The following is a 9,795-nucleotide window of genomic DNA, read 5'->3' on the forward strand; positions in this document are numbered from 1 at the left end:
GCACCCACGCCTGGTTCAACCGCTTCCGCCGCCTGCCCATCCGCTACGAGCGACGCGCCGACATCTACGAAGCCTTCACCAGCCTCGCCGCAAGCCTCATCACTCTCAACCAGATCAAGCGGTTCTGTTAGGCGCTCTTAAACGTATCTTATAGAGATGCTGAGGATATCGTTCAGATATTTTTTTGACATCCAGAGGACGTGTTTCGGACTTCCGCAGCACATCCTTCAGAGATAGGAGCACGCGCCGAACCTGCGCGGCTGACCACGCCCCGCCTCGGGCAGCCGGGATCCCGCGGGCGTTCAGCGCCGCCGCGATCTGGCGCAACGAGACGGCGCCTTTGGCGCGCACGGCCGCGATGACCGGCGCCAGGTCCTGCCCGCGCTCCGCTGCCCGGCGTGCTTGTTGGGCTCGGGAACGCACCTGGCCGGCTTCTTGGTTCGAAGGTTCTCCGGCTTCCCCAGCCGCACGCCACGCGCCACGCGCCTTGGCAGCCGCCAGCGCAGCTTTGGTCCGGGTCGAGATCATCTTGCGCTCGGCCTGGGCGACCACCGCCATGATCCCGACCACGAGTTCGTTCGCCTCCGGCATGTCGGCCGCCACGAACCGGACGCCCGCCTTCTGGAGGTTCAGGAGGAAGGCGGCATCACGCGACAGGCGATCGAGCTTGGCGATTACCAACGTGGCGCCGTGCAAGCGGCAGAGGGCCATGGCTTCCGATAGGCGAGGGCGGTTGTCCCGTGATCCGCTCTCGACCTCGACCAGTTCGGCCACGTGGCGCCAGGAGCCGCCCGCGAGGAAGTCGGCTACGGCTTGCCGCTGCGCCTCCAGCCCGAGGCCGGATCGGCCCTGCCGCTCAGTCGAGACTCGCAGGTAGGAGACAAAGGCGGAAGCCATGCTAATTTCGCGGGGTGTCTCGTTCGGTTGAACGGTCGTTTAACCGGATGAGACACCAGCCCGAGAGGGCGCCAGAGAGACACCGCGCCTTCCACGGGTGCGACCGTGATCCCATGTCAGGATTATGTCCCGCGGACGCGGTCAGGGTTGTGCGCTGGGCGGGGATACATCCAGTTGGCTGGTCCCGGCCCTTTGAATGAAACTCCAAGTGCATTGCCGCGCCCAGCTAAACTTGATGATCAATCCGGCTCGACGCTTGCAAAGGCTGTCTGCCCGGCCTGCTGCGACCAAGCCGGGATGAACGAGGGCCGACCTGCCCACCGCGGGTCCATCCTGAACGCTACCGCGGAGAGCGAACGCATGCCGGGCCAGCTGAAGACTCATGTGCGGGCGCTGCTTGGTGGGCTCCTGATCATCACCGCCGGAGCCCCAGCCGCGATCAGCGCCGAGACCTCCGGCGGTGTAGTTCGGATCGGCGTCGTCAACGACCAAACCGGGTTCCTGTCCGATCCCACCGGCAAGGGATCAGTCGTTGCGACCCAGATGGCGGTCGAGGACTTCAAGCCGGATGTGCATGGCCTGAAGGTTGAGGTCATATCGGCCGATCACCAGAACAAGCCCGATATCGGCGCTACGATCGTTCGCAAGTGGATCGACGTGGATGGCGTCGATCTGATCGTTGATGTCGGCAACTCCGCGGTCGCCCTGGCGATCCAGTCGATTATCCGCGAGAAGAACAAGATCGCGGTCTACTCGGCTGTGGCCACCACCGAGGTGACCGGCAAGCAATGTGTCCCCACCGGGCTGTCGTGGCTGCACGACGCCTACAACCTCGTGGCCGGTCCGATCCGCGACCTCGTCCCAAAGGGCCAGAAGACGTGGTTCTTCATCGGAGCTGACTACGCGTTCGGCCGCAACATGGTCTCGGTGTCTCAGACGCTTCTCACGGCGGCCGGTGGCAAGTCCGTGGGCGAGGTGTTTCACCCCTCGGCGGAGACCGATTACACCTCGTACCTGCTGCAGGCCCAAGCGTCTGGCGCCGACACCATCGGCTTCGCCAGCACTTGCTCACAACTGGTGACCGAGATGAAGCAGTGGACCGAGTTTGGCATGACCGGTGGTCCACAGAAGCCGGTGGCCGGGCTCCTCTTCCTGACCGACACGCATAGCATGGGACTGAAGATCGCGGCTGGGCTACGAGCGGTCACGGCGTGGTATTGGGACCTCAACGACGAGACCCGTGCCTTCGCGCAGCGGTTCTACAAGCTTCACGGCGCCATGCCGAGCGAAGCCCAGGCCTCGATGTACTCGGCGGTGAGCCATTACCTGAAGGGCGTGGCGGCGACCAAGACCGACGACACGGACACGGTTCTGGCGTGGATGCGCGCGAACCCGGTCGATGACTTTTACGCCCGCGGCGCGACGCTGCGAGCCGACAGCAGGCTCATCCACGACTTCTATCTCGTGGAGGTGAAGAGCCCTGCGGAGTCCAAGGGTCCATGGGACCTCTACAAAATCCTGAGCACGATCAAGCCTAAGGATGCCTATCCGCCGCTTGCCGATAGCGAGTGTCCGTTGGCTAAGGCTGGTGCCGCTCGTTGAAGCAAGGCCGGGCGAGCCTTGATGATATGGCCGCCCGGCCAGTGCCTGCTGCAGCTTATCGTAAGGGCAAAGGGGCTTGCCACACCTGTGGCGGAACAGCCACGGTTCCTTCAAACTAAACGTTTCCAGGACGAAACCAGTTTGCTGAGCGTAGCCGTTCCGGCATGATCCTGACCCAGCAAACCACCGCAATGCGGGGCGTGCCGGAGCCAGCCACCAAGACGCGGGCCCAAACAACAATGAGCGGTCTGACCTGAAAAAAACAGGCATGACCACTGTTACGGGTCTCGAAGTGTTGGGGTTGCTGATGAAGTTCCTGAAGAGTTCCCTCCTTGGGTCCGCCGCCGCGTTCGCGGCGGTGGGTGCCGCGCACGCCGCCGACCTGCCGGTCAAGAAGGCCGTGCCGATCGAATACGTCCGCGTCTGCACCGCCTACGGCGCCGGCTTCTTCTACATCCCCGGCACCGACACCTGCCTGCGCGTCTCCGGCCGCGCCCGGTTCGAGGGTGGCTACCAGACCAGCTACACCCGCCAAGCAGGCGCCGCCGGTGACACCTCGGGCTACCAGGGCCGGATGCGCATCAACCTCGATGCCCGCACCCAGACCGCCTACGGCACCCTGCGCGCCTTCGTGCGCCTCGATGCCGGTGCCCGTACCGGTTACTCCGGCGTCGGCACCTCCGGCACCCAGCAGCGCATCGGCCAGGCCTATCCCGGTATCGGAACCGACAGCTTCGGCCGCGACCAGCAGTTCATGAACGTCGACAAGGCGTTCATCCAGTTCGCCGGGCTCACCGCCGGTCGCGCCTCCTCGTTCTTCGACTTCTACGCCCACGACTTCGAGTTCGCTGGCGCCACCGCGGGTTCAGACAACTTCTCGACCAACCTGCTGGCCTATACCGCCACGGTCGGTAACGGCCTGTCGGCGACGATCTCGATCGAAGACCCGGTCTTCCGCCGCACCCCGATCTTCTCGCCGTTCAACGTGGCCGCCACGTTGAACACGGGTAGCGTGCAGAACTTCGGCGTGACCAACCAGCCGACCCCGATCTTCGTTGGCCCGGGCCGCTACGGCAACATCGACAGCATCGAGCGCTCGCGCCTGCCCGACTTCGTCGGCGTCGTGCGCCTCGATCAGGCCTGGGGTTCGGCTCAGCTCTCGGCCGCCACCCACGAGCTGAACGTCGGTAACCTGTCGACCGCCGCCAGCACCGGCACTGGCGCCATCGTCGCCCCGGCGCATACCCGCAACGTTCAAGGGTTCGCGGTGCAGGGTGGTCTGAAAATCAACACACCGTTCATCGCCCCGGGCGACGCCCTGTACCTGCAGGGTGCCTACGGCGAGGGCGCGCAGCTCTACACGGGCTACTCCGCTTACACCGGCTCGTACACGCAGAGCACCACGACGATCCAGGGTCAGAAGTTCGCCCAGTACTTCTCGGACGCGACCGTCAACCCATATACCGGCCAGCTGCAGACCTCGACGAGCTTTACGGCGGTCGCGTCGTACCTGCACTACTGGTCGCCGGAATGGCGCTCGGCCTTCTTCGGCTCCTACGGCGAGCAGAGCTTCTCGCAGGGTGCGCGCCTCGCCCAGGGCGCAATCTACAACCTTGTGAGCACCATCGGCGGCGCGAACCCGTTCGGCGCCAACGCCGTCGGCACGCCCGGCACCCGGTTCTACAACCTGAGCCAGGCCCTGCGCGACACGTACCAGTTCGTGGCGGGTGGCAGCATCATCTGGTCGCCGGTCAAGGACCTCGACATCGGCGTGGAGGCCTTCTACACCCAGATCGGGCTGAAGAACGGCCGGGCGATCGACCTCGACAAGAGCCCGACCGCCTACGCCAACATCGCCGGCATCAACAACGGCACCTTCGCGGTCCGTACCGCCACGCAGGACTCGGTCTCGCAGGTCCGCTTCCGCGTTCAGCGCGACTTCTAATTTCCCCAATCGAGATCGGTTGTTCCCAAAGCTTCCTGATCTTGATGTCCCCGTGCAAAGGGACCCCAACTCGCCCGGCCGAAAGGCCGGGCTTTTTGTTGCGCAATCACTTGACTTTATCTACCAGCCCTCGGCCCCGCGCTACTCACCGCCATGGCCAAAGAGGTCCCCAGCGTCGGCGACCTGCGCCGTAGGTCCCAGTTGACGGACGAGGGGATCGAGGCCGCGACGGCCGCCTATCTGAAGGACGAGGGCGCGCCGCCGTTCGCTTTCAAGTCCGGCCACTGGATCGACGTGGCCAAGGCGATCTTAATTCGTCTTTGCGCCGAGTTCGCCGAGATGGCGTTGCACGATCCGGTGGGTCTCGGCGGCGAAGGCCTTCAGATCCGGATTGGTGCCGGACTTGGCCTCCTTGGCGAAGGCGGCACCGTCGGCGTCGTGGATCGCCTTCATGTCCTTAACGTAGGCAGAGTCGAAGGCGGCGCCAGATAGACCCTTCATCCGGTCGAGCCGCCCCTGAAACTCGGCGTTGAGTGTGTTGGGGAAGGAGAGCCCAGCGCCGGTAGCGATCGACTTCAGCTTGTCGCCAACGAGACCGTGGTCGTGCGCTTCGGTGTTGCCTTGGTTCTTGATGTCCTGACGCGCGCCCTTGTCCTCGGCGAGCTTGCCTAACTCAACCTCGTACATCCCGCCCTGTGAGACCTTGGCGACGAACGTCTTGTCCTCATCGGATACAGTCGCTGCCTGTGCGGCCGCGAGCCCAACCAGCGACAAGGTCGCCGCAAGGGAAAAGCGAGCTGTCGATCGGCTGTAGGGCATGGGATGAAACTCCTGTCGCGCGACACAAACTCGCCGGCCATCCGTATGATGCATCACGGTTTGCTGATGAAGCCGAAGCGCGGCGGCATGGCGCTCCAGCGCCGTCCCGTTTCTGGGCGTCGAGAGCGCCGAGCGCGCACTCGGCGGCGCGCAGGCCTAGATCTTGTCCGGTCTCTAGAAGAGACTCTGGAAGTTTCTGCTCACCAGATCGCCTCGGTGTGTTCTCAGCGATCCGTGCTTGCTGATCTTGATCGACCGGCGTTGAGGTCGACCAACCGGATGCGGCCCACAATCAAAGCCGCTGCCCTGGTCGCGTAGGGATAGGCCGATTGCTCAGAGACGAGGCCGTCCGCGGACGATACGATCCAGCGGAAGCATCCCCTGTACAAAGGGCAGGGCACCACCGCGAGCCTGTAGGTACGGGACAACGCTTCAGCCTCATGCTCGGGCGGAGCGAGAGAACGTGGAAGGGCTCCAATCGGAGCCCCCCATGCTGGCGACAGTCGCCTCACATGCGGTGCATCATGCGCTTCTTCATCATGTGCCGGCGCATCATCTTCTTATGCATCATGCGCTTCTTCATCATCATGCGGTCGCCGTGCATCGTGCGGACCTGCGTGATGCTGGACGGCGCGGCCTGCAGGCCGTTCGGGCTCATCGGAGCCGCTGAAGCGGAACCGGTGAGGGCAAACCCGCCGATTAGAATTGAAGCGGAGAGAGCAAGCTTCATCTTTTTCATGTGGGCACTCCTATGACGAACGAACTTGATGTCCGAACTACCAGCAGAAGCAATCTAAATCTCTCTATGTTCCCAATGTTAGATCGTTTTACTATTTGATAATACTTTGGGCCGCATTTTTTCTCCGCGAAACAGGCGTTCCACGCTGCGCCCACGTGCAGGCGTCAGCGATCCCTACGGATCGAACTTGAACAAAGTTTCAGGGCGCGATGCGCCGCCGTGAACCGCAAATTGGTGCATGTCGGGAGAAGGCTTTCGGGGTCTGTCAGTCAGGTGAAACTTCCTGCGCCGCGGCCTCGTAGAGGGTGACGAGGCCTTGCTTTGAAAGGCCGATAGGAAGGAAACCTCCCATGCTCAAGGCAATCACCAGCGGCCCCGCCGCTCGGATCATCGCCCTCTCGCTGGCCCTGACGGCGGCCGGTGCAGCTCAGGCCAAGAACCCGATGGTCGGCGGTGCGCCGATGTACGCCCAGAAGACCATCGTCGAGAACGCGGTCAACTCGAAGGACCACACAACCCTGGTCGCCGCCGTGAAGGCCGCCGGCCTCGTCGACACGCTGAACGGTCCGGGCCCGTTCACGGTGTTCGCACCCACCAACGCCGCCTTCGCCAAGCTGCCGCCGGGCACGGTAGAGAACCTCGTGCAGCCGCAGAACAAGGCGACGCTGACGAAGATCCTGACCTACCACGTGGTCCCGGGCGTCTACACGGCCAAGGAGCTGATGGCGCTGGCCAAGAAGCCCCAGGGCCAGAACCAGCTGACCACCGTCGAGGGTGAACCGCTCGGCGTCTCGGCGCAGGGCAAGAAGGTCTACATCACCGACGTGAAGGGCGACACGGTCGCGGTGACGATCCCGAACGTGATGCAGTCGAACGGCGTCATCCACGTCGTCAACGGCGTGCTGATGCCCTGATGCTACTGGCGGCGCGGTTTCGGCTGGGCCGCCGACCTCTACTCGGCGATCAGCTTGCCGGTATAGACGACCGGTCCCGTGGGCTGCCCGGTTGGGGAGCCCCCGGGCGGCTCGACTGAGACCGCGATCACCCCGTCCGGTGGCGTGCCCCGCGGGAGGGTCACCTGACGAGGGGCCGTACCGACGAGACCAAGAGGCTTCGGCCCTTCGGCTCCAACATACCACAGCTCCAGGTTCCGACCCGCAGGCACTTCAGCACCGACCGGTCTAACCTGCGCGGTGCCCGTACGCGTGTCGACGCGAACGATCAGCGCCGGCAGCGCTCCGCCGCTTTGGACCACCGCGAGGTAGCGGCCGCCGTCCTGTTCCGGGCGCAACCCCACCGCCACGAACAGAGCGAGTCCAGCGGCCAGCAGTCCGGTCCCGACGGCCATGATCTGCCAGCGTCGCACCTGCCGGCGCAGGGCGGCACGGTGGTCCGGCAGTTTAGGGGAAGAACCGGGTAGGGTCTGGAGCAGTGCCGCGCGGACCCGCGGCGGCGGCGGTGCGGACGGGATCCCATCGAGCAAAGGTGCCAGCCGTCGCTCCCAGGCCTGTACCCGACGCGACGCGTCAGGGTCTGTGACGACCTCGCGCTCCACATCCACCCGCTCGCGAGCGTCGAGCGTGCCGAGCACGTATTCGGCGGCGCGCAGGTCAGGGTCTGGTGCAAGCTCGTCGCTGCCGCTATTCACGACACTGTCTCCAGGCAGGACTTCAACGCCGCGAGCGCACGGTGCAGCCAAGTCTTGATCGTGTTGACCGGACGATCGTAGCGCAGCGCCAACTCCTCTCGCGAGTAGCCCTCGCAGTAGGCCAGCACCACGCAATCCCGATGCATTGGCTCTAGCTGTCGAAGACAAGCGCCCAGCGCGTCCCGATCCATGAACGCCGTCGCGTCGTCGTGCGGGTCCATCAGCCGCGCCACCCAATCCTCGCCTTCGTCTCCTGCGGGGCCTTGCACCTCGGCCGTGCCTTTCCGGCGCAGGTCGTCGATCGCCCGGTTGCGCGCGATGGCACACAGCCACGGAAGCGGGCGCCCGGTCCCGGGGTCGTAGCGTCCGGCCGCCTGCCAGACTCGCAGATACGCATCCTGTAGGACGTCCTCGGCCAAGCCTCGATCCCGCTGGATACGTAGGATGATGCCGAAGAGTTTCGGGCTGGTCAGGTCGTAGAGCCGAGCGAGCGCTTCGGCATCGCCGCGGCCGACCTCAGCGAGCAAGTCCCGCAAGGCGTCGTCGTCGGTCAACTCTGACACTCAGCTTCTACGCGCGGCTGCTCAGGATGCCTCGTACCTTCTCAGGTCCCAATTTCAAGCCGTCTCTCGGCTCGATGGCATGCCGAGCAAGTTTTGAAACTATTTAGTCGACGCCTCCGTTCACCGGAGGCGTGGTCAACTCCGGCGGCGCAATCGCCGGAGCCCTCCGTGACACGACTTCCCGTCTCGATCCTTGCGGCTGGCCTATGGGCTTGTGCTCTCTGCCCGGCCGATGCAGCGACGAAGAAGGTTCGGGTACCGAACCAGTTCGACGGCCCCTGGTCCATCGTCGCCACCGCAGCAGAAGGGCCCTGCTCAGCCAGCACCACCTACCAGGTTCAGATCAAGGACAGCGATGCTTCGATCCCTGGGGAGGTGGACATCGATGGCGGAGTTTCAGCGAGCGGCTCCGTGCAGGCCACGATCACCCAGGGCTCGAACAAGGTGCCGATCTCCGGCAGGCTCGACGCCAAGGGCAGCGGCAGCGGCACATGGCACACCTCAGGCGGGTTAGTTGAGTGCAGCGGCAGCTGGAGTGCCAAGCGAGCAGGCTGAAGCGCCCTGCCTAATCCAATCACTGGGATGACTGACCTACGCCGCGTCGTCGCGTTCCGCAGCCAGCTCCAGATCCTCGCATAAGGGGATGTAGGCGCACCAGCCGCACACGCCCTTGTAGGCCGCCTTCGGGGAATTCCACTGCGAGCAGGTCGGGCAGACCTTCATCACGATGCGGATGCCGTGCACGAACGCCAGTCCGCGGCCACCGAAGGTAGCCGGGCCTTGAGGAAGATTTTTCAACATAGGTAAGCCCTGCGGACTACCGTAGGTTGATGTCAATGGGTGAGTGCGCGCGATTAGGCTTTGGATACCCCTCGTCACCCGATCTAATCACGGGCTGACGGGGCTCGGTGCAGCGACCGGGATGGCGAGGCCGAGGCCTCCGAGATCGCGATCCCCGAGACCCGCGTCGAGACCTCGCCCGCGGTCGCGGCAGAACTCTCCGACCCGGCCGAGCTCCACATTTCGCAGTTGCGATGGGGCGGCAGGGGCAACGTAGTGGCATTGGCGGGGCTCTACCTTCATCGACCTGTCAGCGGCTGCTGGCGGCGCTCTCCTCGCTCTCGCGCGGCAGTCCTGATGCCGACCCTGCTACCATCCCGGCCGCCGGTAGAGCCGTATCTGTCGCCGCCTGAGACGGTTCGCTTCCTGGTCCTGGTGGCGCGCGTGCGCCTCCTCGACCTTCTGATGCACGTCGAGGTTCGGCGAGGCCAGGGCTTCGCCGATGACCGGCTGCTGCGTCTGATGCGGCGGTGGCTGGCCGTCCCGGGAGGCGCATGTTTGAGGCTGACGACGCACACGGCCTCTAGGGGAGGTGAGCATGGACGATCTGACGGGCGCCCCCACGGTGAGGCTGCATGCGATAGCCGCCCTCCTCAGTATGCCAGCGGACAGCTTCTTCGACGGCTACCAGGCGGCGGAACATTTTGACGGGGTGGGTCAGTGCCTGCGGCTATGGGACAGGATCAAAACCGCCGATGGCCGGCGCCGGGCGCTGGAGTGCCTGCGCGAACTGGCGGATGAA

General features: G+C 64.6%; 11 protein-coding genes and 1 pseudogene. 6 read left to right on the forward strand and 6 right to left on the reverse strand.

Annotation, left to right across the window (positions count from 1 at the left end):
• A pseudogene (locus MKK63_RS12790) lies at nucleotides 1–131 on the forward strand (IS5/IS1182 family transposase); the annotation flags it as partial.
• Here MKK63_RS12790 and MKK63_RS12795 read toward each other — a convergent pair.
• Complete coding sequence (locus MKK63_RS12795; protein ID WP_313901767.1) at nucleotides 115–897, reverse strand: recombinase family protein; 783 nt, start codon at nucleotides 895–897, stop codon at nucleotides 115–117. The pseudogene MKK63_RS12790 and the gene MKK63_RS12795 sit on opposite strands and share 17 nt — an antisense overlap.
• A gap of 174 nt (nucleotides 898–1,071) precedes the next feature.
• Here MKK63_RS12795 and MKK63_RS12800 point away from each other — a divergent pair, with 174 nt between their 5' ends.
• Nucleotides 1,072–2,499, forward strand: coding sequence for an ABC transporter substrate-binding protein (locus MKK63_RS12800; protein WP_244002225.1), 1,428 nt, complete (start codon nucleotides 1,072–1,074; stop codon nucleotides 2,497–2,499).
• 307 nt (nucleotides 2,500–2,806) lie between these two features.
• Nucleotides 2,807–4,444, forward strand: a complete 1,638-nt coding sequence (locus MKK63_RS12805; RefSeq protein ID WP_244002244.1) for a porin — start codon at nucleotides 2,807–2,809, stop codon at nucleotides 4,442–4,444.
• A gap of 309 nt (nucleotides 4,445–4,753) precedes the next feature.
• Here the strand turns inward: MKK63_RS12805 and MKK63_RS12810 are convergent, their stop codons facing one another.
• Entirely contained in the window at nucleotides 4,754–5,263 is a 510-nt protein-coding gene (locus MKK63_RS12810; RefSeq protein WP_244002227.1) for a DUF4142 domain-containing protein, read from the reverse strand.
• Nucleotides 5,264–5,771: 508 nt separating this feature from the next.
• Complete coding sequence (locus tag MKK63_RS12815; RefSeq protein ID WP_244002229.1) at nucleotides 5,772–6,002, reverse strand: hypothetical protein; 231 nt, start codon at nucleotides 6,000–6,002, stop codon at nucleotides 5,772–5,774.
• Between the two features lie 350 nt (nucleotides 6,003–6,352).
• Here MKK63_RS12815 and MKK63_RS12820 point away from each other — a divergent pair, with 350 nt between their 5' ends.
• Nucleotides 6,353–6,916 carry a fasciclin domain-containing protein gene (locus MKK63_RS12820; protein ID WP_244002232.1) on the forward strand — a complete coding sequence of 188 codons (564 nt, stop codon included), beginning with the start codon at nucleotides 6,353–6,355 and terminating at the stop codon, nucleotides 6,914–6,916.
• A 38-nt stretch (nucleotides 6,917–6,954) separates the two neighbouring features.
• Here the strand turns inward: MKK63_RS12820 and MKK63_RS12825 are convergent, their stop codons facing one another.
• Together MKK63_RS12825 and MKK63_RS12830 are read right to left on the reverse strand one after the other, a co-directional pair.
• Complete coding sequence (locus MKK63_RS12825) at nucleotides 6,955–7,650, reverse strand: anti-sigma factor domain-containing protein (RefSeq protein WP_244002234.1); 696 nt, start codon at nucleotides 7,648–7,650, stop codon at nucleotides 6,955–6,957.
• A complete protein-coding gene (locus MKK63_RS12830; protein ID WP_244002236.1) occupies nucleotides 7,647–8,204 on the reverse strand; it encodes a sigma-70 family RNA polymerase sigma factor in 558 nt (185 codons plus the stop codon). The genes MKK63_RS12825 and MKK63_RS12830 overlap by 4 nt, the downstream gene beginning before the upstream one ends.
• A gap of 177 nt (nucleotides 8,205–8,381) precedes the next feature.
• Here MKK63_RS12830 and MKK63_RS12835 point away from each other — a divergent pair, with 177 nt between their 5' ends.
• Nucleotides 8,382–8,768, forward strand: a complete 387-nt coding sequence (locus MKK63_RS12835; RefSeq protein WP_244002238.1) for a heme utilization protein — start codon at nucleotides 8,382–8,384, stop codon at nucleotides 8,766–8,768.
• Nucleotides 8,769–8,804: 36 nt separating this feature from the next.
• Here the strand turns inward: MKK63_RS12835 and MKK63_RS12840 are convergent, their stop codons facing one another.
• Complete coding sequence (locus MKK63_RS12840) at nucleotides 8,805–8,957, reverse strand: hypothetical protein (RefSeq protein WP_313901768.1); 153 nt, start codon at nucleotides 8,955–8,957, stop codon at nucleotides 8,805–8,807.
• Nucleotides 8,958–9,591: 634 nt separating this feature from the next.
• Between MKK63_RS12840 and MKK63_RS12845 the strand changes: the two genes are divergently transcribed.
• Nucleotides 9,592–9,795 (forward strand): hypothetical protein (locus tag MKK63_RS12845; protein WP_244002242.1); only part of this gene is annotated, 204 nt, incomplete at its 3' end.

The sequence above is a fragment of the Methylobacterium sp. J-088 genome (genome assembly GCF_022829295.1).
Taxonomy (GTDB): Bacteria; Pseudomonadota; Alphaproteobacteria; order Rhizobiales; family Beijerinckiaceae; genus Methylobacterium.